At 75.1% G+C, this 25360-nt stretch carries 23 protein-coding genes; 20 read left to right on the plus strand and 3 right to left on the minus strand.

Annotated features, from left to right (window positions below):
• Positions 1-24 precede the first annotated feature (24 nt).
• Complete coding sequence (locus AB0M99_RS21250) at positions 25-531, minus strand: hypothetical protein (protein ID WP_365922598.1); 507 nt, start codon at positions 529-531, stop codon at positions 25-27.
• A gap of 95 nt (positions 532-626) precedes the next feature.
• Here AB0M99_RS21250 and AB0M99_RS21255 point away from each other — a divergent pair, with 95 nt between their 5' ends.
• From AB0M99_RS21255 to AB0M99_RS21265, 3 genes are read left to right on the plus strand one after another with little or no spacing between them, the layout of a single operon-like run.
• The gene (locus tag AB0M99_RS21255; RefSeq protein WP_365922600.1) at positions 627-1418 is read left to right on the plus strand and encodes a histidine kinase dimerization/phosphoacceptor domain-containing protein; all 792 of its coding nucleotides are present in this window, start codon (positions 627-629) and stop codon (positions 1416-1418) included.
• A complete protein-coding gene (locus AB0M99_RS21260) occupies positions 1358-1642 on the plus strand; it encodes an ATP-binding protein (protein ID WP_365922602.1) in 285 nt (94 codons plus the stop codon). Before AB0M99_RS21255 ends, AB0M99_RS21260 begins: the two co-directional genes overlap by 61 nt.
• On the plus strand, positions 1639-2262 hold the full coding sequence (locus AB0M99_RS21265) for a response regulator transcription factor (protein WP_365922604.1): 624 nt from the start codon (positions 1639-1641) through the stop codon (positions 2260-2262). The genes AB0M99_RS21260 and AB0M99_RS21265 overlap by 4 nt, the downstream gene beginning before the upstream one ends.
• Before the next feature lie 25 nt (positions 2263-2287).
• Here the strand turns inward: AB0M99_RS21265 and AB0M99_RS21270 are convergent, their stop codons facing one another.
• Together AB0M99_RS21270 and AB0M99_RS21275 are read right to left on the minus strand one after the other, a co-directional pair.
• A complete protein-coding gene (locus AB0M99_RS21270) occupies positions 2288-3481 on the minus strand; it encodes a cytochrome P450 (protein ID WP_365922605.1) in 1194 nt (397 codons plus the stop codon).
• 133 nt (positions 3482-3614) lie between these two features.
• A complete protein-coding gene (locus AB0M99_RS21275; RefSeq protein WP_365922607.1) occupies positions 3615-4817 on the minus strand; it encodes an N-acetylmuramoyl-L-alanine amidase in 1203 nt (400 codons plus the stop codon).
• A gap of 117 nt (positions 4818-4934) precedes the next feature.
• Here AB0M99_RS21275 and AB0M99_RS21280 point away from each other — a divergent pair, with 117 nt between their 5' ends.
• From AB0M99_RS21280 to AB0M99_RS21360, 17 genes are read left to right on the plus strand one after another with little or no spacing between them, the layout of a single operon-like run.
• Positions 4935-6527 carry a phage tail sheath C-terminal domain-containing protein gene (locus tag AB0M99_RS21280; RefSeq protein WP_365922609.1) on the plus strand — a complete coding sequence of 531 codons (1593 nt, stop codon included), beginning with the start codon at positions 4935-4937 and terminating at the stop codon, positions 6525-6527.
• An 11-nt stretch (positions 6528-6538) separates the two neighbouring features.
• The gene (locus AB0M99_RS21285) at positions 6539-7066 is read left to right on the plus strand and encodes a phage tail protein (protein ID WP_365922611.1); all 528 of its coding nucleotides are present in this window, start codon (positions 6539-6541) and stop codon (positions 7064-7066) included.
• Between the two features lie 3 nt (positions 7067-7069).
• Positions 7070-7846, plus strand: a complete 777-nt coding sequence (locus tag AB0M99_RS21290) for a hypothetical protein (protein ID WP_365922613.1) — start codon at positions 7070-7072, stop codon at positions 7844-7846.
• Positions 7843-8559 (plus strand): hypothetical protein, encoded by a 717-nt coding sequence (locus AB0M99_RS21295; protein WP_365922615.1) that lies wholly within the window; start codon positions 7843-7845, stop codon positions 8557-8559. Before AB0M99_RS21290 ends, AB0M99_RS21295 begins: the two co-directional genes overlap by 4 nt.
• Positions 8556-9755, plus strand: a complete 1200-nt coding sequence (locus AB0M99_RS21300; protein WP_365922617.1) for a DUF4255 domain-containing protein — start codon at positions 8556-8558, stop codon at positions 9753-9755. Before AB0M99_RS21295 ends, AB0M99_RS21300 begins: the two co-directional genes overlap by 4 nt.
• Entirely contained in the window at positions 9755-11905 is a 2151-nt protein-coding gene (locus AB0M99_RS21305; protein WP_365922619.1) for an ATP-binding protein, read from the plus strand. The genes AB0M99_RS21300 and AB0M99_RS21305 overlap by 1 nt, the downstream gene beginning before the upstream one ends.
• Positions 11902-12204 (plus strand): hypothetical protein, encoded by a 303-nt coding sequence (locus AB0M99_RS21310; protein ID WP_365922621.1) that lies wholly within the window; start codon positions 11902-11904, stop codon positions 12202-12204. The genes AB0M99_RS21305 and AB0M99_RS21310 overlap by 4 nt, the downstream gene beginning before the upstream one ends.
• Positions 12201-12854, plus strand: a complete 654-nt coding sequence (locus AB0M99_RS21315; RefSeq protein WP_365922623.1) for a hypothetical protein — start codon at positions 12201-12203, stop codon at positions 12852-12854. The genes AB0M99_RS21310 and AB0M99_RS21315 overlap by 4 nt, the downstream gene beginning before the upstream one ends.
• 10 nt (positions 12855-12864) lie before the next feature.
• Complete coding sequence (locus AB0M99_RS21320; RefSeq protein WP_365922625.1) at positions 12865-13203, plus strand: LysM domain-containing protein; 339 nt, start codon at positions 12865-12867, stop codon at positions 13201-13203.
• On the plus strand, positions 13196-14317 hold the full coding sequence (locus AB0M99_RS21325) for a hypothetical protein (protein ID WP_365922627.1): 1122 nt from the start codon (positions 13196-13198) through the stop codon (positions 14315-14317). The genes AB0M99_RS21320 and AB0M99_RS21325 overlap by 8 nt, the downstream gene beginning before the upstream one ends.
• On the plus strand, positions 14314-14847 hold the full coding sequence (locus AB0M99_RS21330) for a phage baseplate assembly protein V (RefSeq protein ID WP_365922629.1): 534 nt from the start codon (positions 14314-14316) through the stop codon (positions 14845-14847). Before AB0M99_RS21325 ends, AB0M99_RS21330 begins: the two co-directional genes overlap by 4 nt.
• A 5-nt stretch (positions 14848-14852) precedes the next feature.
• Positions 14853-15194, plus strand: coding sequence for a hypothetical protein (locus AB0M99_RS21335; RefSeq protein WP_365922631.1), 342 nt, complete (start codon positions 14853-14855; stop codon positions 15192-15194).
• 5 nt (positions 15195-15199) lie between these two features.
• Positions 15200-15562: a GPW/gp25 family protein gene (locus tag AB0M99_RS21340; protein WP_365922633.1), complete on the plus strand. Its 363-nt coding sequence runs from the start codon at positions 15200-15202 to the stop codon at positions 15560-15562.
• A complete protein-coding gene (locus tag AB0M99_RS21345) occupies positions 15559-18387 on the plus strand; it encodes a putative baseplate assembly protein (RefSeq protein ID WP_365922635.1) in 2829 nt (942 codons plus the stop codon). The genes AB0M99_RS21340 and AB0M99_RS21345 overlap by 4 nt, the downstream gene beginning before the upstream one ends.
• Positions 18384-21713 carry a putative baseplate assembly protein gene (locus AB0M99_RS21350; RefSeq protein WP_365922637.1) on the plus strand — a complete coding sequence of 1110 codons (3330 nt, stop codon included), beginning with the start codon at positions 18384-18386 and terminating at the stop codon, positions 21711-21713. The genes AB0M99_RS21345 and AB0M99_RS21350 overlap by 4 nt, the downstream gene beginning before the upstream one ends.
• Complete coding sequence (locus tag AB0M99_RS21355; protein WP_365922639.1) at positions 21710-23845, plus strand: hypothetical protein; 2136 nt, start codon at positions 21710-21712, stop codon at positions 23843-23845. Before AB0M99_RS21350 ends, AB0M99_RS21355 begins: the two co-directional genes overlap by 4 nt.
• A 40-nt stretch (positions 23846-23885) precedes the next feature.
• Complete coding sequence (locus AB0M99_RS21360; RefSeq protein ID WP_365922641.1) at positions 23886-25358, plus strand: DUF6519 domain-containing protein; 1473 nt, start codon at positions 23886-23888, stop codon at positions 25356-25358.
• The last annotated feature ends 2 nt before the right edge of the window (positions 25359-25360 follow it).

Here is a 25360-nt window from a genome sequence, read left to right on the forward strand (position 1 = left end):
CGGGCCGGGGTCGACGGGCCGGGGTCAACCAGCCTTGGTGCGCGAGCCCTTCGCGGTCCAGGCCTCCAGCTCCGCGAAGGCCGAGACGAAGGAGGGCAGCATGGGCCGCAACCTGTCCGTGTCGTAGGGGATCAGCCCGTCGACGTGGGTGCCGCCGGGGACCAGTACGTAGCGGTGCAGCCGCGCTCGCCCGGCGACGGTGACCATGCGGTCGTAGACGTCTCCGAAGGTGGAGGGCGGGGTCAGGGCGTCGAGGGTGCCCTGGATGCTGATCAGCGGGCGCCGGATCCGGCCGGTCAACGCGACCCGCTCGACGGCCCGGTGGACCTCCGGCGGGCGCGAGGCGAAGTCGTAGTCGGTGTCGCACCCGGCGCCGGTGCCCTCCGGGCAGAGCGGGGTGCCCGCCTCGGCGGCCCCGTCGTAGCCGGGGTCGAGCTCCTCGCGGACCACCCGCTGCAGGAAGTCCCACTGGCGCTCGTGGTGGGCTCCCCAGAGCTTCTCCGATCCCTCGGGATACCCGGCCGCGAGCATCTGCGCGTGGGCGGCCGGGTCACGGTCCTTCGCGTACCGGGGGTAGGCGCGCAGGGCGGGCGGCAGCGTGGCGAGCAGGCCGCCCTCCTCGGTCCGTGATCGGGCCGGGATTCACCGCCCGGACGGCCGGATTCGCCTGCCTGCTCGGGGTGTTGACCGTCCTGGACGCCCGCGAGTGGCGGATCGTTCCGTACGCGGTGTTCGCAGCCAGGGCGGTGCTGCTGTGCGCGGTGACGGCCCTGGACGTCTCCGGGCTGTCACGGGTGCTGTTCGTGCTCGTCCCGTTCCTGGGGTACTTCGCCTTCGGCCCCGCCGCGGGCATCGCCCTGGGCGGCGGCTGCGTGGCCCTGCTGGCGGGGGCGTTCACCCTGTGGGTTCCGCAGTGGCAGTTGCGCGCCGAGTACATCTCGGACCTGCTGATGTTCTCCCTCGGCGTGGTGCTGGCGCTCGCCATGGCGGCGGTGGCCGTCCGCGAACAGCGGGCCCGCGCCCGGCTGGAGGGCACCCTGGGCCAGGTCGCCGAGCTCTCCGCGGCCCGCGAGCGCAACCGGCTGGCCCGGGAGATCCACGACAGCCTCGGTCACCATCTGACGGCGATCGGGATCCAGTTGGAGACGGCTGAGGCGTTCTCCTCGATCGATCCGGCCGGTTCCGCGAAGGCGCTCTCCAGCGCCCGCTGGTCCGCGGGGCCGAAGTACGGGCCTCCGTGCACACCTTGGGGCGCGGTGCGGAGTCCGGGGCGGAGTCCGGGGCGCTCGGCCTGGACCGGGCGCTCGCCGACCTCGTGCACCACCTCGACGGCGGGGAGCGGCGCATCTCCCTCGCGGTGTCGGGCACCGAGCGCAGGCCGCTGCTGGTGCTCTACCGGGCGGTCCAGGAGGGCCTGACCAACGCCTGCCGGCACTCCGGCGCCACCGAGATCGACGTCGCGGTCTCGTACGACGAGCAGGGCGCGCGGCTGCGCGTCGCGGACAACGGCCGCGGTTTCGGCGGGGCCGACGAGGGCTTCGGGATCGCGGGCCTGCGGGAGCGCGTGCGGCTGGCCGACGGGACCGTGGACATCCGCAGTTCGGCGCGCGGCACCGTCCTCACGGTGGGGGTGCCCTGGTGACCGGTCGGAGCGTACGGGTCTACGTCGTCGACGACCAGGACCTCGTGCGGGAGGGCATCGCGGCCCTGCTGGGCATCCAGCCGGGCATCGAGGTGGCGGGCAGTGCCCGCGACGGCGCACAGGCCGCCGAGGAGGCGCCCGCCTGCCGGCCCGACGTGGTGCTGATGGACATCCGCATGCCCGGGCTCGACGGCGTCTCGGCGACGGCTCTGCTGCGCCGCCGGCTGCCGGAGTGCAAGATCGTGATGCTGACGACCTTCAACGACGACGAGTACGTCAGCCGGGCCCTGAAGGCCGGTGCGGTCGGCTACCTGCTGAAGAACCTGCCGGCCGCCGAGCTCGCCCGGGCCGTCCGGCTGGCGCACGCCGGGATCGCCCAGTTCGACCAGACAGTGCTCGCGGGGCTGGCGGCCGGGCTGCCGGCCCCCGACGCGCTCACGCCCCGCGAGACCGAGGTCCTGCGCCTGATCTCGGCGGGGGCCACGAACAAGGAGATCGCCTCCCGCCTCCACCTCAGCGAAGGCACCGTCAAGAACCACATCTCCCGGGTCCTGAGCAGGCTGGGGCTGCGCGACCGGACCCAGGCCGCCCTCTACGCCCGGGACAACGGCCTCATCTGAGGGGACCTCGTGGGTTACGGCCGGCCTACCAGCGCACCGGGAGCCGGCTCACCCCTCGCATCAGGCTGCCGGGCAGCCACAGCGGCGGGCCGCCGGCGGGGTCGTCGGCCAGGTCCGGGAACCGCTCCAGCAGGCCCCTGAGTGCGATGCGGCCCTCCATCCGGGCGAGCGGGGCGCCGATGCAGAAGTGCAGCCCGTGGCCGAAAGCCAGGTGGCCCTGCGGCGCGCGGTGGATGTCGAAGGTGTCGGCGTCCGCGAAGCGGGCGGGGTCGCGGTCGGCGCCGGCCAGCGAGACGAGCACGGTGGCTCCGGCCGGGATGGCGGTGCCGGCGATCTCCAGGTCCTCGCGGGCGAAGCGGAAGGTGGAGTTCTGCACGGGGCCGTCGTAGCGGAGCATCTCCTCGACCGCCCCGTCCAGGAGGCCGTCGAAGTCGCCGCGCAGCTCCGCGAGCTGCCCGGGGTGGGCCAGCAGGGCCCGTACACCGTTGGAGATGAGGTTGACGGTGGTCTCGTGGCCGGCGACCAGCAGCAGGAAGGCCATGCCGATCAGCTCGTCCGGGGACAGGGAGTCGCCGTCCTCGTCGCGGGTGCGGATCAGCGCGCTGAGCAGGTCCTCGCCGGGCGCCTTGGCCTTGGCTTCGACGAGCTCGGCGAGATAGGAACTGAGGTGCTGGTGCGCGTTGTTGTCCAGGGCGCCCGGAGTGGGCGCGACGACCTCGTTGGACCAGTAGCGGAAGCGCTCGCGGTCCAGGTCGGGGACGCCGAGCAGTTCGCAGATCACGGTCATGGGCAGGGGGAACGCGAGCGACTTGATCAGGTCGGCGCTACGCTCCGGCCGCGCGGCCATCGCGTCGAGGAGCTCGTCGGTGATCTGCTGGATCCGGGGGCGCATGGCCTCCATCCGGCGGGCGGTGAACTCGCGGGCGACCAGCCGCCGCAGCCGGGTGTGGTGCGGCGGGTCCGACTCCAGCATGTTGGAGTTCGCCGCGGTGGCCAGCGCGTCCGGGAACTTGCCGGAGCCGGCCCAGTCCTTCGACAGGGCCGGGTGGTTGAGGGCCTGACGGGCCGCTTCGTGGCCGACGACGAGCCAGCTCGGTTCGAACTCGGCCGCCGAGGCGATGACCTCGTGGACGGGTCCGGCCTCGCGCAGCCTGGCGTAGAACGGGTAGGGATCGGTGTTGAAGTCCTCGGCGCTGGCGCTGATGTCGACTACGGGCATCGGTCCACAGTACGTCGGCCCCTCGCCCCCGCACGTGGCGATTTCCGGTCACTCGCCCGGGGGCCGTAACCACGGCGGAGGCCGGTCGTTGAGCAGGCCGGTCAGCGAAGTGCAGAAGAAGTCCCGGGCCCGCCTAGCGGGCCCGGGGCTTTGCCGTCCGGTCCGCGGGCGCCGGGTCCGCCCGGTACGTCCGGCGGGCGACCTCCGCGCGCAGGGCCGGCAGCGCCTCGTAGAGCCTGCCGCCCGGACAGGCCGTCGCGTTGACGTCCCGGTGGCTGGAGATCACCGGGACCGTGAGCTCCTCCCCCGCCGGGTGCGGGTTCGTGCCGGCGCCGCCCGCGGAGGTGAGCCGGGTGGTACCGGTGGGGTCGAGGCCGTACTGGCCGAGCTTCCAGGCGAGGAGGTCGGCGACGCTCTCCAGCATCGCCCGGGTGGGGCGCGGGTCCGGGCCCGATTCCTCGCCGCCGTCACCGTTGTCCGGTTCGAAGTTGCCGAGCAGGGCGACCGAGAAGGTGTCGGTGTTGAAGCCCGTCGCGTGGCCGCCGAGGATCGCGGGCACGTCACCGCCGGGGTGCATCTCGACGGATCCCTTGCGCCCCTCCCAGACACCGCCGAACCCGTCCACGACGAAGCGGTAGGGGAAGTCCCCGTATCCGAGGTTCTCGATGTGGTGGACGTAGATCCCGTTGATGACCTGCGGCACCTGCTCCCGGGTGTAGCTGTTGTTGCCGGTCACCGTGTGGTGCACGAGCACGGCCCGGAGCGAACGCTGGAGCTTCAGGCCCGGGTCGGCCAGAGATTCGTCCGCGGCCCAGTCGGCGCGGGCCGCGATGGCGGGCTGCGACACTTCCCCGACGCGGCGCGGCAGCGCGGGGGCGGCCGGTTCCGGGTCGATGAGGGAGAGCCGCAGGTCCGGCGGGAGCGGGCCGGCCGCCGAGGTGAACCGGAGCTCCACGCCGTCGGTTTCGCCGGTACGGCCCGCGTAGAAGGCGGGCGCCCCAGCGCGGCGCGCCTCCTCGGCCACCCCCTCCTCCAGTTCGAGCGGAATGGTCCGCCACTCCTCCCACGCCCCGCCGCGGCGGAGGCGGGCCTCGGCGGTGAAGTCCGGGCGGGCGGCGCCCGGCGCCTTGCGCCAGCTCAGGCCGATGGAGGAGAACCGGGTGCCCGTCAGTTCCCCCGTGGAGAACGTGTGGCCACCGGTGTCGGCGAGCGCCGCGGCCGGTGCGCCGTCGGCGTCGGTGAGCGCCGCGCCGCCGTCCGGGGCGTCTTCGAGGGCCGTGCGGCCCGGTTCGGCCGCGCCGGCCCTCGTACTGTCGGCGCCCACCACCAGGGGCACCACCAGGATCGGGGTCGAGGCCGGAAAGATTCATCACCAGCCGTGACGGATCAGTGACGCTCAGATCACAACGCCTCGCCAGACTGGCCGCCAGCCGACAGTGAGAGGGGACCGGACGTGCCCGTCAGCCCCACCTTCCCGGGTGTGTACATCCACGAGGTCAAGAGCGCCGTGCACACCATCACCGGGGTGCCGACCTCGGTGACCGCGTTCGTCGGGGCGGCCGTGCGCGGGCCGACCGACCGGCCGGTGCACATCACGAGCTTCGCCGACTACCAGCGGCTGTTCGGCGGGGTCGTCCCGCGCAGCCCCCTCGGGTACGCCGTCTACCAGTACTACGCCAACGGCGGGAGCGAGGCCGAGATCGTCCGGCTCGTCCACACCGGGGACAGCGACGACACCAAGAACGCCAAGACCTCCACCATCGAGCTCGCCGGCTCGCGGACGGTCACGCTCGTCGCGCGCGGCCAGGGACTGTGGGGCGACTCCCTGCACGTACGGGTCGACCACGACACCAGCGAGGTGCCGGCGGCCGGCGGCACCCGGACCCAGTACAACCTCACGGTCCTCGACAAGGGCACCGGGGCGCTGGAGCGCTACCTCAACGTGAGCTCCGACCCCGAGGACGCGAACGCGCTCGACAAGGCGCTCAGTTCGTCGGCCCTGGTCACCGTTCCCGCCACGAACCCGGTGCTCGACGTCGTCCCCACCGCGCACGAGGTGATCGCACCCACCGACGCGAGCCAGGACCCCTTCGACGACGCCAAGCCGAACCGCTACGAGAAGGCCTCGGGCGGAGCGGACGGAGGCGCGCCCGCGCTGGCGGACTACCAGGGCGGCGCGACCGGGCAGGCCTCCAAGACGGGCCTCTACCAGCTCCTGAAGACCGACATCTTCAACCTCCTCTGCCTGCCCGGGGCTCCGCAGTCCGCGCTGGCGCCCGCGGCGGCCCTCTGCGGGGAACGGCGGGCCGTCCTCATCGTCGATCCCCCCACGGGCTGGACGGGCATCGACGCCGCCGTCACCGGGATGGCGACTCCCCCGGTGACCGGCGACGCGGCGAAGAACGCCGTGGTCTACTTCCCGAACCTGCTCATCCCCGACCCGGCCGCCGGCGGGGTCCCCACGACGGTCCCGCCGTGCGGCACGGTGGCCGGCGTCATGGCCCGCACCGACGTGCAGCGCGGCGTGTGGAAGGCGCCCGCCGGTACCGACGCCTCGCTCGCCGGAGTGACCGCGCCCACGGTGGCGATGACCGACCTGGAGAACGGCCGGCTCAACCAGCTCGGCGTGAACTGCCTGCGCTCCTTCCCCGTGCTCGGCCCGCTCGTCTGGGGCGCGCGGACGCTGCGGGGCGCGGACCGGCTGGCCGACGAGTGGAAGTACCTGCCGGTGCGGCGGCTCGCGCTGTTCGTCGAGGAGAGCCTCTACCGCGGCACGCAGTGGGTGGTCTTCGAGCCGAACGACGAACCGCTGTGGGCCTCCATCAGGCTCAATGTCGGCGCGTTCATGAACGGTCTCTTCCGGCAGGGGGCCCTGCAGGGCACGACGGCCCGGGAGGCGTACCTCGTCAAGTGCGACCGCGAGAACAACCCGCAGAACGACATCGACCGGGGCATCGTCAACATCGTCGTCGGCTTCGCGCCGCTCAAACCGGCCGAGTTCGTGATCATCCACATCGAGCAGCTCGCCGGGCAGCTGCAGGTCTGAGGAGCGAGACGATGGCAACCACCGCGCGGGTCGACCCGCTCAAGAACTTCCGTTTCCGCGTGCGGTACAGCGACAGCACCGTGCCGTTCCTCGGGGTCCACAAGGTCTCCGGGATGAAGAGGACCGTCGAGGTGGTCAAGCACCGCGACGGCGGCGCCCCCTCCAACAGCGCCAAACTGCCGGGGCGGGTGGAGTTCGACCCGATCGTCCTCGAACGCGGGGTCACCGTGAACGGCCTCGAATTCGAGAAGTGGGCCAACAAGACCTGGAGCTACGCCAATTCGCCTGGCGGGCGGGAGACCTCCCTCAAGGACTTCCGCCGGGACCTCGTCATCGACGTCTACGACGAGACCGGCCAGAAGGTGCTCTCCTACCACGTCTTCAACTGCTGGGTCTCGGAGTACCAGCCCTTCTCGGACCTGGACGCGAACGCGAACGCGGTGCTCGTCCAGCACATCCGTCTGGAGAACGAGGGCTGGGTGCGCGACATCGCCCTGCCGCCCGCGGCCGAGGTCTCGTTCGACGACCCGGCGGTGTGACGGGTGCCGGTACTCACGCAGGCCCAGCTCCTGCAGGGGTGGGAAGGCGCCGCCGGGCAGGGACCGGTGGCGCGTGCCGTGGCCCTCGCGGCCGCGGCGGGCGGGGGATCCATCGCCGAGGCCGGCGAGCTGCCGCTCGGCGCGCGTGACGCGCTGCTCGTCGGGCTGCGGGCCGCGTGCTTCCGCGGCGATGTGGAGTGCCTGGCAGACTGCCCCGGCTGCGGGGCGGAGTTGGAAGTGGCCGTACCTCTCTCGGACCTGCGTCGTCCCGGCGGCGGGGCGGACGGGACCGGGGAGGGCGAGGTGTGCGCCGACGGTCGGCGTGTCCGGTTCCGGGCGCTGACGAGCCGGGACGTCCTGGCGGTGGCGCCGGGCGGCTCGGCCTCCAGCGACGCGCGGCGGCGGCTCGTCGTCCGGTGCGTGCTCGCGGTCGACGGGGAGCCCGTGGACGGCGAGGCGCTGGGCGCGGAGGCCTCGGGCGGGGCGGCCCCGGACCACCCCGGGTTGACGGACGAGGTGCTCGCCGCCGTCGCGGCCGCGCTGCCTTCCGTGGACCCGGGAGCGGACATCCGGCTCGACCTGACGTGCGCCGTGTGCGGGCACGCCTGGGCCGCTCCGTTCGACGTCCCGGCGCACGTCTGGGCCGATGTCGACGCCTGCGCCCGGGGCCTGCTGGCGGACGTGCACGCGCTGGCCCGGGCGTACGGGTGGCGCGAGGAGGACGTCCTCGCCCTCAGTGCTGCCCGGCGCCGCTACTACCTGGAGGCGATCGGGACATGAGGGACTTCGTCGACCGCGTCCTGGGCCTGCCCGATCCTTCGGCGGTCCGGCCCAGGATCCCTTCGTTCTTCGACCTGCCGCCGATGCTCGATCCCCCGCTGCCCGCCCTCGACGCCGAACGCGACGCCGCCGTGCGGCTTCCCCCGGCCGAGCACCCGGCGCCGCAACCGCGAGCGGGCGCGGACCGGGCGGGTGGCGGTGCGGACCGGGCTCCGGCTCCGGCCGCGGTCCCGTACGTCCCCGCCCCGGCCGGCGAGGGCCCCGGGCGCGGAACCGGCCGGCCGGAGCACGACTCGCCGCCCGATGCCCACCGGCCCGCGAGCCGCCGGGCCGGAGCGGGCCCGGCGCGTGGACCCGGCGGCGAGGCGGCGGCCTCCCCGGCGCCGCGCGCCGCCGCACCGGGGAGGCCCGCCGAGGCCCGGCTCCCCGCCCCCGCACCCGAGCGGCCGCTCCGCGCCGCGGTCCCGCCCGTCGATCCGCCGCCGCGGGCGCCCCTGGAGGCGCGGGCCGGCCTGGCGCAGCGGTCGCGCGGGCCCGCCGCCGCGCCCGCGCCGCAGGAGACCACCGTCCACATCACCATCGGCCGGCTGGAGATCCGCTCCGGTCCGCCGCGGGCCGCCGCCGCCGAACCCGCCGCCACCCGCAGGCCGCCGCGCGAGCCCGCCGTACCGCTGGAGGACTACCTGCGCCGGCGCTCGGGCGGTGCGCGATGAGCGACGCACGGGCCATCGAAGCGGTCACCGAGACGCTGCGGGCACTGGTCGACGACGGCATCAAGACCGTCCTGCCGGGGGCCACGGCCGTGGTCCGCCCGCCGGACAAGGTCAACGCGACCGCGCAGGAGGCCCAGGTCAACCTGTTCCTCTACCAGACGGGGATGGCTCCGGAGCTGCGCAACGAGCCGCCGCAGCAGGTGCTTCCCGGGGAGAGCGCGGAGCCGGCGCTGCCCCTCGTACTGCGCTACCTGCTCACGCCGTACGTGCCGGACCACAACGACCTCGTGGCCCACCGGCTGCTCGGCGGCGCCCTCCAGGCGCTGCACACCCGGCCCGTGCTGACCCGGGGCGACCTGGCCGAGACCGCGCCGTACAGCGACATCGCGCGGCAGATCGACAGCATCCGGATCACCTGGCACGCCTTCGAGGAGAAGGACATCTATTCGCTGTGGAGCGTCTTCCAGACGCCCTACCGGCTGACCACGGCCTTCGAGGTGCGGGCCGTCCTCATCGACTCCCGGCGTCCGGCGCGCACCCCGGCGCCGGTTCTCACCCGCGGTGCGGACGGCCGCGGTCCGCGGGCCGGCGCCGATGTCCGGTCGACGACGCCGCGGATCGAGGGCGTGCGCTACCCCGGCGACCAGAGCGCGGCCCGGGTCGGGGACTCCGTGGAGCTGTACGGCGCGAACCTGTCCGGGGTCAGCGCCGTCCGGCTGACCCATCTCGTCTCCGCCCTCTCCGTCGACGTCCCCGTCCCCGCCGGGGCAGGCTCCGCGCAGGGCCTGGCGCTCACCCTGCCCTCGGGGCTGCCCGCGGGCATCTGCGCGGTGACGCTGATGTCCGGGTCCCCGGCGGCCGAACTGCCGGTCGGGCCCTGGTACCTCGCGCTCGCCCCGCGGATCACCAGTCCGATGCCCGCCACCGTCGCACGCGACGCGCAGGGCGACGCCGAGGTCCTCCTGCGCGCCGACCCTCCCTTCGCCGCCGGCCAGCGGGTGTCCCTGCTGCTGGGCGGCGACGCGCACGCCGCCCGCGAAGTCACCGGGAACACCGCCCGGTTCACCGTCGAGCGGGCCCGCCCCGGCGACCACCTCATGCGGCTGCGCGTGGACGGCGTCGACAGCCTACTCGTCCTCGACCGCGCCGCGAACCCGCCCGTGTACGACCCGACCCAGCTGCTGACGGTGACCTGATGCACGCGACCGACGGCGACAACGCGCGGTTCCTCACCGCCTCCCTGGACTGGCTGCGCCTGGTGCTGCGCCGGCACGCCGAGGACCGGCCCGGGCCCGAGCGCCCCGGCCACCCCTCCCGCTCCGAACCCGCGCCCGCGCCCCCGCCCGTGGGGGCCGAGGGGCGGCCGCCGCTGCCCTGGGGGCGCAGGCACCACGCGCCGCCGGCCGCGACTCCGGCTCCGGCTCCGGCCCCGGCCCCGGTGGGCGCGCGGGCGGGCACCGCCGGCCGTTCCGCGGCCGACCGGCCCACGGCCGACGAGGTCGCGGCGGCCGCCGCGCGGATCGCCGAGGCGGAGGCTGCCGTGCCGCCGCCCCCGCTGGTCGCGCTCGCCCGGCAGCTGGGCCTGAGCCGGTTCGAGCGCGACGTCCTGCTCATGTGCCTGGCCGAGGAGCTGTCGCCGGCCATGGGGCCGCTGTTCGCGGCCGCGCACGGCAGCGGGGCGATGGCCTTCCCCACCTTCGGGCTGGCCCTCGCCGTGCTGCCCGAACCGTCGTGGGAGGCGGTCTCCGCGCACGGCCCGCTGCGGTTCTGGCGGCTCGTCGAGATCAGCCATGCCGCGGGATCGGCGCTCGTGACGAGTCCGGTCCGCGCCGACGAGCGGATCGTCGACCACGTCAAGGGCCTCCAGCACCTCGACGAGCGGCTGTCCGTCCTCGTCACCCGGCTCCTGCCCGCGGCGCAAGCGGCGCTGCCCGCCTCCCAGCAGGCCGCCGTCGCCCGGTGCGCGGCGGCCTGGGAACACTCCCCGGCGCCCGTCGTCCACCTCGTCGGGAGCCAGCCGGGCAGCAAACGGCTGGTCGCGGCGCGCGCGGCGGCCGCATTCGGGCTGACGGCCTACCGGCTGCCGGTGGCGCTGCTGCCCGAGCGGGCGGCGGACGCCGACCGGCTGGCCCGGCTGTGGGAGCGGGAGGCCGGACTGATGCCCGTAGCGCTGTACGTCGACGCGGACGACGATGCGCACGGCGGGTACGACCCCTCGGCGCTGGGGCGGTTCCTCGCCCGGGTGAACGCCCCCGTCTTCGTCAGCTCCCGCGACGCGGGCCAGGGCCTCGGGCGTACGACCGTCGTCGTCGACGTCGCGCCGCCGACCTCGCGCGAGCGGGCCGCGGCCTGGCGGGAGGCGCTCGGCCCGGCGGCCGGCTCCGTCCCTGTCGATCTGCTCGCCCGGCAGTTCGCGATGGACGTGCCCGCGATCGTGGAGGTGGCGGAGGCGAGCGGGCCGGACCGGGTCTGGGAGGCGTGCCTGGCCCACAGCCGGCCACGGCTCGACGGCCTGGCCCAGCGGCTGCGCCCCGAGGTCGGCTGGGACGACATCGTCCTGCCGGAGCACTCCGCGGCCCTGATGCGGCAGATCGCCGACCAGGTGGCGCGGCAGGAGACCGTCTACGACACGTGGGGTTTCGGCGAGCGGCTGACCCGCGGGCTCGGGGTGACGGCGCTGTTCACCGGGCCGAGCGGGACGGGCAAGACGATGGCCGCCGAGGTGCTGGCCCGGGAGCTGGGCCTCGACCTGTACCGCACGGACCTGTCGGCCGTCATGAGCAAGTACATCGGCGAGACGGAGAAGAACCTGCGCCTGCTCTTCGACGCGGCGGAGGCGGGCGGCGCCGTGCTGTTCATGGACGAGGCGGAGTCGCTGCTCGGCAAGCGCAGCGAGGTGAAGGACGCCCACGACCGGTACGCGAACGTCCAGATCGACTACCTCCTCCAACGCATGGAGTCCTACCGGGGGCTGGCCATCATGGCGACCAACATGCGCTCCGAGCTCGATGCCGCCCTCGTCCGCCGGCTGCGGTTCGTCGTCGAGTTCCCGTTCCCGGACGTCGCGCAGCGCCGCGAGATCTGGCGCAAGGCGTTCCCGGAGCACGCGCCGGGACGCCACGAGCTGGACTACGACCGTCTCGCGCGGCTCGACGTCAGCGGGGCCATGGCCCGCAACATCGCGCTCAACTCCGCCTTCCTCGCCGCGGCGGACGGGGGCGGGATCACCATGCCGCTCGTGCTCCAGGCGGCCCGGGAGGAGTTCCGCAAGCTCCAGCAGCCGGTGCGGGAGCGGGACTTCGCCTGGTCGCGGCCCGTCGATCCGCACAGTGAGGTGTCGTCATGAGGGTGGAAGTGCACATCGAACGGCTGGTGGTGGACGGTGCGGACTTCGGGGAGCGGCTCCCGGGGCACCGGCTCCCGGCACACCAGGAGGAGGCCTTCAGGGCCGCGCTCGGCGGCGAACTCGCCGCGCTGCTCGCGGCGCCCGGCGCGGCCCCGTCGTGGGCGCCGCGCGAGGCCCGGTCGGTCGTCGTACCCCTGGCGCGGGCCGAGGGCCTGGGCGGGGCGGAAGCGATCGGCAGGGCGGTCGCCCGTTCGGTGCACTCCGTACTCGCTCCGGGCGCGGGCCGGGGGCGGGCATGACAGGGTTCCCCGGGGTGCCCCGGGTGGTCCGCGGGGGCTTCGTGCTGCTGGACGCGGACACGGGCCGACCGGTGCGGACGGTCCCTTTCCAGTTCAACCCCGACTCCCTGACCCGGACGGTCCAGCCGCAGGGCATCGGCCCCGAGCCGGGCGACCGGCTGGAGGCCCAGCGGCTGAAGGGCCCGCCGCACGAGACGTACAAGTTCGAGGCCGAGTTCGACGCCACCGAGCAGCTCGACGACCCCGACGCGCACCCGGTGGAGGCGCAGAGCGGGCTGTTCCCTGTCCTGGCGGCCCTGGAGAGCGGCTTCTACCCGAGCGTGGCGCAGCTCCTCGCCGAGGACCGGATGGCCGGCCTCGGCATGATCGAGGTGGCGCCGGTCGAGGCTCCGCTGACGGTGCTCGTGCTCGGGCGCAGCCGGGTCCTGCCGGTGCGGATCACGGAGTTCACGGTGGCCGAGGAGGCGTTCGACTCGGCGCTGAACCCGATCCGGGCCAAGGTCTCCGTGGGCGCCCGGGTACTGACGGTCGACGATCTCGGCTTCCGCCACAAGGGCGGGCTGCTCTACCTCCAGCACCACCGGGCCCGCGAGCGTTTCGCCGGCCAGGTCAACCGTACGCCCACCGATCTCGGCCTGACGAGTCTGTGAAGGAGTCGGCATGTTCTCCGCCACGAGCCGCTACCAGAACGTCCCGACCGCCGAGCTCACGCTCCCCGGCGGCCGGACCGTCACCTACGTGCGGCGCCGGTTCCCGCCGGACCCGGACACCCTGACCACGCTCACCACGCACGCCGTCGCCGCGGGCGAGCGCCTCGACCACATCGCCGCCCGGGAGTTCGGCGACCCCGAGCAGGCGTGGCGGATCGCCGACGCGCACCGGGTCCTGGCCCCCGAGTCGCTGACGGCGGTCCCGGGGCGGCGGCTGCGGATCACGCTGCCCGCCGGGATGCCGCAGGGCGCGAGCGTCCTCGACGCGGGTGGGGGCCTCGGTGGCTAGCGGCCTCCAGCTGATGCTCCTGATGGGGCCGATGATCGCCGTCCCGGTGCCCGCCCCGCTGACCGACGCCCTCCAGTCGGTCCGGGTCACCACCTCCTCGGGGCAGGCGAGCGGCTTCCAGCTGACCTTCGCCGTGAGTGCCCGCTCGGTCATCCAGCAGTCGCTGCTGCCGCTGGGGTTCTTCGACCCCGGCATCCGCGTGGTCCTGGTCGCGGTCGTCACCGGCACCCCGACCGTGCTCGCGGACGGGGTCATCACCCAGCAGGAGCTGTCGCCGAGCTCGGAGCCGGGGGCCTCGGTGCTGACCATCACCGGTGAGGACCTGTCCGTGCTGATGGACATGCGGCACGAGCGGGAGTGCTTCCCCGGACTGCCGCACCAGGCGCGGGTCCTGGCGATCTGCGCCCGGTACGCCACGTACGGGATCGTCCCGGTCGCGGTGCCGCCCGTGCTCACCGACGTGCCGAACCCGCTGGTGCACATCCCGATCCAGGCGGGCACCGACCTGGAGTACCTCAAGGCCATGGCCTCCGAGGTCGGTTACGTCTTCTTCCTGGAGCCCGGGCCGGTCCCGGGGACCAGCCTCGCCTACTGGGGGCCCGAGGTACGTACCGGGCTCGTCCAGCCGGCGCTGACGCTCGGGGCCGGCGCCGCGGCCACCGCCGAGTCGCTGTCGTTCACGTACGACGGGCTCTCCCGAACCCAGTACACGGTCGCCATCACCGAGCCGACGAGCAAGGTGCAGATCACCCTGCCGGTCCCCGACGTCAGTCTCCTGCACCCCCCGCTCGCGGCGCGCCCGGCGGTGACGCTCAAGGAGGAGCCGGTGCCCGACCTCAGCGACCGGTCGGTGGCCGAGGCGCTGCTGCTGGGGCTGAGCCGCAAGTCGACGTCGGCCGACGCGATCCGCGGAACCGGGAAGCTCGACGTGCTGCGCTACGGGCACGTGCTGCGCGCCCGACGGCTGGTGGGCGTGCGCGGCGCGGGCCTCGCGTACGACGGGCTGTACTACGTCTCCAGCGTCACCCACGACATCAGACGCGGCGAGTACAAGCAGAGCTTCACCCTCACCCGCGACGGCCTCGGCTCTCTGACCCCGGTGGTGATCCCGTGACGAAGGATGCGAAGAAGTACCACGGCCTGTACCAGGGGGTCGTGGTCTCCAACCTCGACCAACTGCGGTCCGGACGGCTCCTGGTGCGGGTCGCGGACGTCCTCGGCAACGACCCGTGCATCTGGGCGAGCCCGGCGACGCCGCTCGCAGGGCTGGCGAGCGGGATGTACGTCGTCCCGCTGATCGACTCGGGCGTCTGGGTGCAGTTCCTGGACGGCGACGCGGACCGGGCCGTGTGGACCGGGTTCTGGCGCGGCGGGGCCGGCGAGGTGCCGGCCGCGGCGCAGGCCGCGCCGGACGGCGTACCGCAGGTCGTCATCGGGACGCCGGCCCAGAGCTGCCTGCTGATCTCCGACTTCGCCGGGCCCTCGGGGGGCATCCTGTTGCAGCTGAAGGGCCCGGCGGGTCCGTACATCCGGCTCTACGAGGGCGGGATCGAGATCGGTGCCTCCGCCGCCGGACCGACGATCAAGGTGACGCAGGCCGGGATCGACCTCGGCAACGGCGCGCTCACCGTGCTGCCGGGGTGAGCCCGATGCCCGGTGTGATCGTCACGACCGCGACCGCGGTCACCTGCGGGCACCTCGCCAAGGTGCAGGACACCCCCGCCCAGACGCGGGTGCTGGTCGGCGGCGCGCCGCTGGCGACCGCCCTGGACCAGTTGGTCGTCACCGGCTGTCCGGGCGTGTCCGGTTCGCCGCCCTGTACGAAGGTGCTCTGGACGGGACTCGCGGCGCGGGTGCTGGCCGGGGGCCGGGCCGTGCTCGTCCAGGAGATCCCGCCGGCCGGTCCGGTGCCCGGCTCGGGCGTGTGCGTCGGGCCGCCGCCGACGACTCCGATGGTCGTCGCCGGCCAGCTCCGTGTGACGGCGGGGTGAGCGCCGTGGACATCGACTTCCCGTTCGGGATCGCCCGTACCGGGCGCACGCGGCTCACCGGCCCCGAGGACCACGTGCGCGACATGATCGAGCAGGTCCTCTTCACCAGTCCCGGCGAGCGGGTCAACCGGCCCGATTTCGGCTGCGGTCTGCTCGACCTGGTCTTCGAGCTGAACAGCCCCGATCTCGCGGCCGCCTTGCAGGTGACCGTCCAGGGGGCCCTGCACCGCTGGCTCGGTGACGTGATCGCCGTGCGCTCGCTCGACGTCGCGGCCGAGGACTCCACGCTGCGGATCGAGATCGGATACGTACTCCTGGCCACCGGCGCCGTCCGGACCGAGACCTTCGACAGCGGGGTGATCAGGTGAGCGGCGAGCGCGCCCTCGCGGCACGGGCACGGGACGCCCGCGCCGCCGGCCTGGGCGGGATCGAGGCCGTGACGGTGGACGAGAGCCGGACCCGGCTCGCCGTCACGCTGTTCGGTCCGGCGCCCGAGGGGCTGGTGCCGGCCAACTTCCGGGTCGACGGCGGGGTCGTCGCCCGGGACCTGCGGGTGGTCTCGGTCGAGGCGGGTCCCGATGACGATCCGGATCCCGAGCTGCCCGGCCGGCTGCTGCTGGAGCTGGACCGTCCGGGCGACATCTCCACGTACTGCCTCCGGCTGGTGCGGACGGACCCGTTCGGGCGGCCGGGCACGGAACCCCCGGCGGGGTTCGACCCGTTCTTCGCGTCCGTCGACTTCACCTTCGGCCAGGACTGCCCGGCGCTGGTGGACTGCCGGCCCGAGCCGTGCGGGCCGGAGGCGTTCCCCGAGCCGGTCCTGGACTACCTCGCCAAGGACTACGCCAGCCTGCGCCGGGTGCTGCTGGAGCGGCTCGCCCTGACCATGCCGGAGTGGGGTGAGCGGCACGCCGCCGACTTGATGATCACGCTGGTCGAGCTCCTCGCGTACGCGGGCGACCAGTTGAGCTGCGAGCAGGACGCCGTCGCCGCCGAGGCCTATCTGGACACCGCCCGGCTGCGGACGTCGGTACGCCGTCACGTGCGGCTCGTCGACTACCCGATGCACGACGGCTGCGCAGCGCGGGCGTTCGTGTGCCTGTCCGCGGACTCGAAGGTCACCCTCCCGGCCGGGACCTTCCGCTTCCGGGCCGGCGGGCAGGTCTTCGAGCCCGTGCCCGCGGAGCCCGTCACCGTCCGTCCGGCGCACGCCCGGATCCGGCTGTGGGCCTGGGGGGAACCTGAGTTCTGCCTGCCGGCGGGGGCGACCTCCGCGGCGCTGCGGGACGGGGAGGGCGAACACCGGCTGCACCTCGAACCGGGGGACGTGCTCGTCTTCGAGGAGGTCCTCGGGGCGGTGACCGGGCTGCCGGCCGACGCCGACCGGGGCCACCGGCAGGCGGTACGGCTCACCGGGGTCCGGCGCCGCGTCGACGCGCTCTACGAGCAGCACCTGCTGGAGGTGGAGTGGGCCGAGGAGGACGCACTGCGGTTCCCGCTGCGCGTCAGCGCCGTCGGCGGGCCCCGGTGCACCCCGCTGGAGGTCGCCGTGGCCCGGGGCAACGCCGTACTCGTCGAGCACGGCGCGAGCCGCACCTGGTGCGGGGCGGACCCGGAGCGGGTGACCTGGCCCGAGGAGCCGGCGGGCGTCCCGGGGTGCCCGTGCCCGCCGGAGTTCGGGTGCGCCGGGACCGGCGGGCCGGAGTTGCTGCCCGCGTACCCGCCGCTCTCGGACCGGTTCATGCCCCGGGTGCCGGGCGACGGCGGGGCGACGCCGGTCACCTGGACGGTGCCGTTCCCGCTGCCGGCGGACGTCGCGCGGGCCCAGGCCGGGCGGCTCGACGGGGTCGCCGGCCGCGCCCGGGAGCGGCTGCTGGCCCTGCTGCGCGCCGCCGAGGAGGGCAGGCGCCCCGACGACAAGGCGCTCGCCTGGCTGACGACCGTCTTCGGCGCGGCCGTGCTGCGCCGGGTGCGCCCGGCGGCCGACCCGGTCGCCGCGCTGCGGACCCTGGCGGCCCGCTTCGACGAGCTGCTGGCGCGCAAGCTCGCCCGGCTGGGTGAACTCGCCTGCCGGGCCCGGGCCGGGTACGTACTGGCGGCCGCCGACGAGGGCTGGGAGATCGGGCAGACCTGGGGCGACGCCGAGGGGAACGCGCTCGATCCGGGACGCGCCGTCTTCCGCGGGCCTGCCGGGCGGGCCCTGGCGCCCGATCCCCGGGAGGCGCTGCCTGCCGTGGAGGTCACCGCGGTCGGCGGGGAATCGGGTGCGTGGCTGCCCCGGCGGGACCTGCTCGACTGCGGTCCCGCCGACCGCGCCTTCGTGGGCGAGCTCGACGACGAAGGCGTGCTCGGCCTGCGCTTCGGCGACGGCCGGGCGGGCGCCCTGCCCGCCCCCGGAGCCGCGCTGCGGCTGCGCTACCGGCTCGGGAACGGGACGGCCGGCAACGTCGGGGCGGAGGCGGTCGACACCGTCGAGCTGTGCGGGGTGTCGGGGGTCTCGGTACGGGTGCGCAACCCGCTGCCGGCCACCGGCGGCGTCGCCCCGGAGCCGCTCGCGCAGGTGCGCCGGCGGGCTCCCGGGCACGCGGCCCGGCGGCTGTTGCGGGCCGTCACCGAGGCGGACTACGCGGCGCTGGCCGGCGAGGTGCCCGGCGTACAGCGGGCCGGCGCCCGGCTGCGGTGGACCGGCTCCTGGTACGAGGCCCAGGTGGCGGTGGACGCGCTGGGCGCCGACGTGGCCCCCGACCGGCTGCTGGAGGAGGTGCGGGAGCGGCTGTACCGGGTGCGGCGGATCGGGCACGAGGTGCGCGTCGGGCCGGCCCGGCAGGTGCCGCTGCGGCTCGCGCTGTGCGTCGAGGCCGAGCCGTCGGCGGTGGCCGGGCACGTGCGCGCGGCCGTGTCGCGGGTGCTGGGCCACGGGGTGTCGGCCGACGGCGCGCCGGCGTTCTTCCACCCCGATGCGCTGACCTTCGGCACTCCGGTGCGGGTGAGCCGGATCATCGCGGCGGTCGCAGCGCTGCCCGGTGTCCTGTCGGTGTCGGTGACCGCGCTGGAGCGGTTGTTCGAGCCGTCGCCGGATGCGCTGCGCGACAGGGTGCTGCTGCTGGGGCCGGACGAGATCGCGCGGCTCGACGCGGATCCGGCGCGGCCGGAGAACGGCGTACTGGAACTGCGGATCGGGGGCGGGCGATGAACGGGCACGGTGCGTGCGGGGGCGGCTTCGGCGGGGGGTGCGGGTGCGGGTGCGAAGGGGGGCTGCCGACGCCCGCGTCCACGTACAACCCGCCCGGCCTGTCGGCGCTGGACTACCGCATCGGCACGCACGGCCGGTTCATGGCCTCGATGCTCGAACGGCTGGCGAGCCGCCCGGAGTTGGCCAGGCTGACGGCCCGTACGGCCGACGATCCGGCCGTCGCGCTGCTCGACTGCTGGGCGGTGGTCGCGGACATCCTGACCTTCTACGGGGAACGCCACGCGCAGGAGGGCTACTTGGCCACCGCCGTGGAGCCGGAGTCGCTGGTCCGGCTCGGGCGGCTCGTCGGCCACCGGCCGCGCCCCGCCCTGGGCTCCGGGGCGTACCTCGCCTACACCCTGGACCCCGGCGCGCGGGCCGTCGTACCGGCCGGGTCGCAGGCCAAGAGCGTGCCCGCGCAGGGCCAGCTGCCGCAGACCTTCGAGACCTCCGAGGACCTGTCGGCCGACGCCCGGTGGAACGCCCTGGCGGTACGGATGACCGCGCCGCCCCGGCTGGAGGCCCGGACGGCGGAGCGGCTGGAGCGCCTCACCTTCACCGGTCCCGCGCTGGGCATCAAACCCGGCGACCGGCTGCTGCTGCTGTTCGGCACGGCCCACGAGCCGGCCGTCCGGGTCGCGGCGTCCGCCACCGCCGACTATCCGGCCGCGCTCACCGTCGTCGACCTCGTCCCGCTCTCCCCCGCCGACCCCGTCGAGGCGGCCCGGGACGCGCTCGTGGCCGCCTCCGACAGCGGCCCGTCGGTACCGGCCGCGGCCGTGCTGCGGGCGGCCCTCGCTGCGGCGCTCTACCAGATCGCCCCCGACGGCGGTCCCGTGAGCCACGGGTACCGCAGGCTCGCCGAAGCCTCCCGGCTGCTCACCGAGGGCGTCGCCTTCACCACCGCGCGGGCGAACGCGGCGACGGCCGGGTGGCTGGCCGACGAAGTCGCCGCCGCGGTACGGGCGCTGCGCGCGGCGCTGGTCGCCGTGGCCGCCGAGCGGCGCCGGAGCCTGCCCGAGGTCGAGTACCTGCGCGAGCTCGCGCACAGCCTGGCCTGCCCCGACCTGGGCGATGACCGGGCTGGGGCCGGGGAGCGGAACCCGGCCGCGTCGGACGGCAGCCAAGCTGCGGGCCGGGGCGGCTGCGGCTCCCCCGACTGCGACCGGGCGACGGCCCTCGTCGCCACCGCCGCCGTGCTCCCCGCTCTGCGCCGTACCCCGCCCCGGCTCCCGGCGGCGGGCCGCGATCTGGCCACCGGGCTGTGCGAGCTGTGGGACGCGTCCTCCGACTCCGTACCCGGGCTGCTCGCCGCGGCCGATCCCCGGCTCGCCGGCGGGGTGCACCAGGCCTGGGCCACGCAGCGGATCGCCCCGCCCCGGCAGGCGGCGGGCGTCCAGGTACTCCGGGTCAAGGCGCGGCCCCTGGACCCGGCGGTCGACCCGCAGCACGGGACGGCGCCCGAGGGCACCGAGTACCTGTACCTGGAGGGCCACCACGACGCTGTGCTGCCGGGCACCCGGGTGGTCGCCGAACAGGCCCGCGCAACGCAGCCCCTTCGGGTGGTGGGGGTCGTCGACGCCGCCCAGCTGCGGGTGCGCTTCCCCACGCCGGCCGGGGCGCCGGCGGTCTTCGTGCCCGTCACCCGGCTCACCGTCGACGGCCCTTGGCACGCCCGGGACGACCGCGCCGTCCCGTACGGGGACATCACGGTGTGGGGGGCCGGCGAGGACCTCGCCCTCGCCGAGGACCCGGTCACGGACGACGTCGAGGGCGACCGGATCGAGCTCGCGCAGGTCTGCCCCGGGCTGCTGCCCGGCCGTCGGCTGGTCGTCTCCGGCGAGCGCACCGACGTTCCGGGCACCACGGGCGTACTCGGCAGCGAGCCGGCCATGGTCGCCGCGGTCCGCCAGGGCGTCGGCTCGGACACGGGCGGGGACACCGTGCACACGACGCTCCTCCTCGCGGCGCCGCTCACCTACTCCTACCGCCGCGACACGGTGACCGTCCACGGCAACGTCGTGCCCGCCACGCAGGGCGAAACCCGCTCGGAGGTGCTCGGCAGCGGGGACGCCGCCCGGCCCGGGCAGTCCTTCGCGCTGCGCCAGGCCACGGCGGCCGCGCCGCTGACGTACCTGCCGGCGGACACCCCCGGCGGCGCCGAACCCGCGCTGACCGTACGGGTGGACGCCGTCCGCCGGCACCGGGCCGAGGACCTCTCGCTGCTCGGGCCGACGGACCAGGCGTACGCCCTCGAGGAGGCCGCGGGCACGGCGACGGTCTCCTTCGGCGACGGCGTGCACGGGTCCCGGCTCCCGACCGGGGTGGAGAACGTCACCGCCGTCTACCGGGTCGGTGCGGGCCCGGACGGCAATCTGCCGCCCGGCCGGATCACCCAGGCCGTCAGCAGGCCGCTCGGGGTGAGCGCGGTGACCAATCCGCTCGCCGCCACGGGCGGCGCGGCCGCCGACGGGCCGCGCGACACCCGGGCCGGGGTCCCGCTGCGCACCCGGGCCCTGGACCGGCTGCTGTCCGTACGGGACTACGCCGACTTCGCGCGCGGCCGCGCCGGGATCGGCCGGGCCGCGGCCGCCCGGCTGTTCGACGGCCGGCGCGAGATCGTCCACGTCACGGTCGCGGGCGCCGGCGACGTGCCCCTGTCCGTCGGGGATCCGCTGATGGGGAGCCTGTCCGCCGCGCTCACCGATTTCGGGGACCCGCACGTCCCGGTCCGGGCCGACGTCCGCGAGCTGGTGCTGCTGGTGCTGTCGGCCGGGCTGAAGGTGCTGCCGGACCACTCTTTCGAGACCGTGGAGCCGGCGGTGCGGTCCGCCGTGCTCGGCGTACTGGGCTTCGCCGCGCGCGACCTCGCCGAGCCGGCCCGCCTGAGCCGGGTACTGGCCGCGATGCAGGCGGTTCCGGGGGTGGACTACGTCGACGTCGACGTGTTCACCGGGATCACCGCGGCCGCCGATCCGCTGGCCCTCGTCGACCTGGTCTCCGACCTGCGGGGCGCCGCGCGCACGGTGGAGGCGCTCCCGGCACGGGCCGAACCGCTGGTGCACGTCGTCGGCTACGACCCGACCGGCACCACCGACACGCTGACCTCGATCGCCGTGCGGTACGGCGTACGGGTGGAGGAGCTCGTCGCCCTCAACCCGGGCTTGCGCTCCCCGGTGTTGCCGCGGGGCCGGCGCCTCGTCGTCGCCACGGCCGTCCGCCCGGCCCAACTCGCCGTCATGACCCCCGACCTGCCCGAGACGCTGATCCTGCGGAGGCTGCCGTGACCACCGGTGCGGAGCGGACCCTGTACGAGCTGCTGCCGGCGCTCCACCGCCGCCGGGACACCGAGGAGGGAATGCCGCTGCGGGCGCTGCTGGCGGTCGTGGAGGAACAGCGCGCCCTCGTACGGGAGTCGGTGCGCCGGCAGTACGCCGACTGGTTCGTGGAGACCTGCCAGGACTGGCTCCTGCCCTACATCGGCGCCCTGGTCGGGTACGAGGCACTGCCCGGTTACGAGGAGGCGCTGGCCCGCGGGGGCGAGGGGGCGGCGCGGCTGGCCGCCGTGGTCGCGCCCCGGCGGGACGTGGCCCGCACCCTAGCGAACCGGCGCCGCAAGGGCACCCTCGCCGCGCTGGAGGACCTGGCGCGCGATGTCGCCGACTGGCCCGCGCGGGCGGTGGAGTTCCGTACGACGCTCGGCCACGACCAGCCCGTACGGCGGTATTCGGCGTATCCGCGGGACATCGAGGACCGCCTGCGCCTCGGAGGTCTGGCCGATCTGCGCCGGGGGGAGGAACTCGACCTGGTCGACGGGCCGTTCGACCGGCTGTCCCACACGGCCGACGTACGCCGGATCGAGTCGGCGCACAGCTCCGGGCACGAGGGCGTCGCGGGCGTCGGGCTGTTCGTGTGGCGGCTCGGCGCGTACCCGCTGACCCGGGCGCCCGCGTACTGCGTCGACCGCGACCGCAGCCACTACACCTTCAGCATCCTCGGCAACGACACCCCGCTGGTGACCCGGCCCGTGCGCGAGCCGGCGCCGACGCACATCGCGGACGAGACGAACGTGCCCGCCTTCATCCGGCGCCGCGCGTTCGAGGAGCGCACGGCCCACTACTACGGGCCGGGCAAGAGCCTGTGCATCTGGACGGACGGGGACACGCCCGTGCCGCTGTCGGCGATCGTCGCGGCGGACCTCTCCGACTGGGGCCAGGCGCCGCGGCGCGGGCAGGTCGCCGTGGACCCGGTCCTCGGCCGGATCGCCTTCCCGGCCCGCTCGGCCCCCGACTCCGGGGTGCGGGTGAGCTACCACCACGCCTTCTCGGCACCCATGGGCGGCGGGGAGTATCCGGTGGCCGCCCTGCCCGCGGGACCGGACGCGGCCCTCTACCGGGTCGGGCCCGGGCAGGAGTTCGAGCGGCTGATGGACGCGGTCTCGCGCTGGTACGAGGAGAAGCGCGCCCACCCGGCGCGCCGCGAGGCGGTGATCGAACTCGTGGGTTCGGTGGCGTTCCAGGAGCAGATCGAGATCCGGCTCGACCACGGCGACCGGCTCACCGTCCGGGCCGCGCCCGGCAGCCGCCCGGTGTTGCGGCTGCTCGACTGGTACGCCAACCGGCCCGACGCGCTGCGGTTCATCGGCACCGGCCGGGGCCGGGGCCCACTGCCCTCGGTACGGCTCGCCGGGCTGCTGGTGACCGGCCGGAGCGTACGCGTGCAGGGGCCGGTCGGCCGGGTGGAGGTCAGCCACTGCACGCTCGTGCCCGGCTGGTCGCTCGGCGAGGACTGCTGCTGCGAGCACCCCGGGGAGCCGAGCCTCGAACTCGTGCGGACCCCCGCCTGCCTGGAGGTCCGCCACAGCATCACCGGGGCGGTCGTGGTGGAGGCGGACGAGGCATGCACCGGCCCGAACCGGATCTTCCTCTCCGACTCGGTCCTCGACGCCACCTCGGCGGAGCTGCCCGCGCTCGGCGGTCCCGACGACGGGTGCGCGTACGCCGAACTGTCCGCGCGGCGCACGACGGTGATCGGCTCGGTGCGCACGCACGAGGTCGGGCTCGTGGAGAACTGCCTGCTGGACGGCCCCGTGCACGTCTCGGTGCGCCAGCGCGGCTGCATCCGGTTCAGCTACCTGCCGCCTTGCTCTCAGACGCCCGCGCCGTTCCACTGCGAGCCGGCCACCTCGGGGGATCCGGCCCGCGTCGTACCCCGGTTCACCAGCACGGCGTACGGGACGCCCGGTTACGGGCAGCTCTCCGCGGCGTGTGCGCGGGAGATCCGGCGGGGGGCCGAGGACGGCTCCGAACTCGGCGCGTTCCACGACCTGTTCCAGCCCCAGCGCGAGGACGGGCTGCGCGGGCGGCTGGCGGAGTACACCCCGGCGGGCGCGTCGAGCGGCGTCCTGTTCGTCACCTGACACCGCGTCATCCCACATCGCGTCACTGAGGAGGAACATCTTGTCCGTCGACATCTCGCGCGTCTCGTTCGACCCGTCGAAGCACTACTCCCGGATCGTCCACCAGCAGGGCCGGGTCACCCTCGACGCGGACGCGAACGAGCAGACCGCCGTCCTGCTGCACTATCTGCGCACCGTCGTCGCCGACGTGCTCGGGCCGGCGGCCGCGCCCCTCGGCGCGCCGGGATTCGCGGTGACCCGGATCGCGCAGGACCCGGACCGCGACCTGGCGATCGGCGCCGGGCGCCTGTACGTGGACGGCGTGCTCGTGGAGAACGACGCCCCGACCACGTACCTGACCCAGCCCGAGGGGTACGTCGACCCGGAGACGGCCCCCGTGCCGGAGGGGCCGGCGCTCGCCTACCTCCGCGTATGGGAGCGGGAGATCACCGTCATCCAGGACCCGGCGATCCGCGAGATCGCGCTCGGCGGCACCGGCCCGGACACGGCGGCCCGGACCAAGGTCGTCTGGCAGGTCGCCCTGCACGCCTTCGGGGAGCAGCAGGACCCCGGGAGCGCGGAGGCGTCGTCCTGGTTCCGGTTCTGGCGGGAGGGGCTGTACGCACCGGGCGGGCTGTTGGCCGCGCGGGCCCGGCACGAGCCGAAGGGGCCGGTGGACGCGTGCGTCATCGCGCCCCGGGCGCAGTTCCGGGGGCCGGAGAACCAGCTCTACCGGGTGCAGATCCACACCTCGGGGGTCGGTCTGTTCCCCGGTGACGAGCTCGGGCAGCGGGTGGTGCGGCCCCGCCGCAGGGGCTCCGGCAAGGACAAGCTGCCCGAGGCGCCCGTGGCCACCTTCGTGTGGTCGCGGGAGAACGCCTCGGTGGCCCTGCCGGTGGCCTCGGTCGCCGGGCCCGTGGTGTCGCTGGAGGTGTGGGGCCGCGACCACCGGCTGGGGCTGGACGTCGGTGACTGGGTCGAACTCGTCGACGACGCCACGGCGGTGCACGCCGCGGACGAGGTGCCGGGGGCCCCGCCGCAGCGCATCCACCAGGTCGTCGCCGTCGACGTGCCCGGCCGGACGGTGACGCTCGACTCCGATCCGGCCGCGGGCCCGCCCGGCGGGCAGCCGCCGCTCAGTGTCGGCGGGGACCCGGAACTGCACCCGTACCTGCGGCGCTGGGACCACCGTCCGCAGGGCGGCGCGGACGCGCTGCCCGTGGTCCTCGACACGTGGATCGCGCTGGAGGACGGGGTGGAGGTCCGCTTCAGCGGTCCGCAGGAGCCCGATCCGACGCGCAAGGACAGGAAGGAGCGGACTCCGGTGCACTTCCGGCGGGGCGACCACTGGCTCGTGCCGGCCCGGACGATCCCCGGTGACGTGGTGTGGCCGCAGGACGAGGAGGGGCCGGCCGCCGTCGCGCCGCACGGCGTGGTCTACCACTACGCTCCGCTGGCCTACCTGCCCGCCGGGGCGGGTGACCCCGTCCCGCTCGTGACGACGTTCGCGCCGCTTCCCCCCGCGGCGGGGTGAGC

The sequence above is a fragment of the Streptomyces sp. NPDC051183 genome, assembly GCF_040682455.1.
Lineage (GTDB): Bacteria > Actinomycetota > Actinomycetes > Streptomycetales > Streptomycetaceae > Streptomyces.

What these genes read in the sequence shown, in the direction of transcription:
- AB0M99_RS21250 (WP_365922598.1), bottom strand. Translation starts at nt 531, where the DNA reads ATGCTCGCGGCCGGGTATCCCGAGGGATCGGAGAAGCTCTGGGGAGCC.
- AB0M99_RS21310 (WP_365922621.1), top strand. Translation starts at nt 11,902, where the DNA reads ATGAGGGTGGAAGTGCACATCGAACGGCTGGTGGTGGACGGTGCGGAC.
- AB0M99_RS21315 (WP_365922623.1), top strand. Translation starts at nt 12,201, where the DNA reads ATGACAGGGTTCCCCGGGGTGCCCCGGGTGGTCCGCGGGGGCTTCGTG.
- AB0M99_RS21335 (WP_365922631.1), top strand. Translation starts at nt 14,853, where the DNA reads ATGCCCGGTGTGATCGTCACGACCGCGACCGCGGTCACCTGCGGGCAC.
- AB0M99_RS21300 (WP_365922617.1), top strand. Translation starts at nt 8,556, where the DNA reads ATGAGCGACGCACGGGCCATCGAAGCGGTCACCGAGACGCTGCGGGCA.
- AB0M99_RS21350 (WP_365922637.1), top strand. Translation starts at nt 18,384, where the DNA reads ATGAACGGGCACGGTGCGTGCGGGGGCGGCTTCGGCGGGGGGTGCGGG.
- AB0M99_RS21295 (WP_365922615.1), top strand. Translation starts at nt 7,843, where the DNA reads ATGAGGGACTTCGTCGACCGCGTCCTGGGCCTGCCCGATCCTTCGGCG.
- AB0M99_RS21285 (WP_365922611.1), top strand. Translation starts at nt 6,539, where the DNA reads ATGGCAACCACCGCGCGGGTCGACCCGCTCAAGAACTTCCGTTTCCGC.
- AB0M99_RS21270 (WP_365922605.1), bottom strand. Translation starts at nt 3,481, where the DNA reads ATGCCCGTAGTCGACATCAGCGCCAGCGCCGAGGACTTCAACACCGAT.
- AB0M99_RS21320 (WP_365922625.1), top strand. Translation starts at nt 12,865, where the DNA reads ATGTTCTCCGCCACGAGCCGCTACCAGAACGTCCCGACCGCCGAGCTC.
- AB0M99_RS21305 (WP_365922619.1), top strand. Translation starts at nt 9,755, where the DNA reads ATGCACGCGACCGACGGCGACAACGCGCGGTTCCTCACCGCCTCCCTG.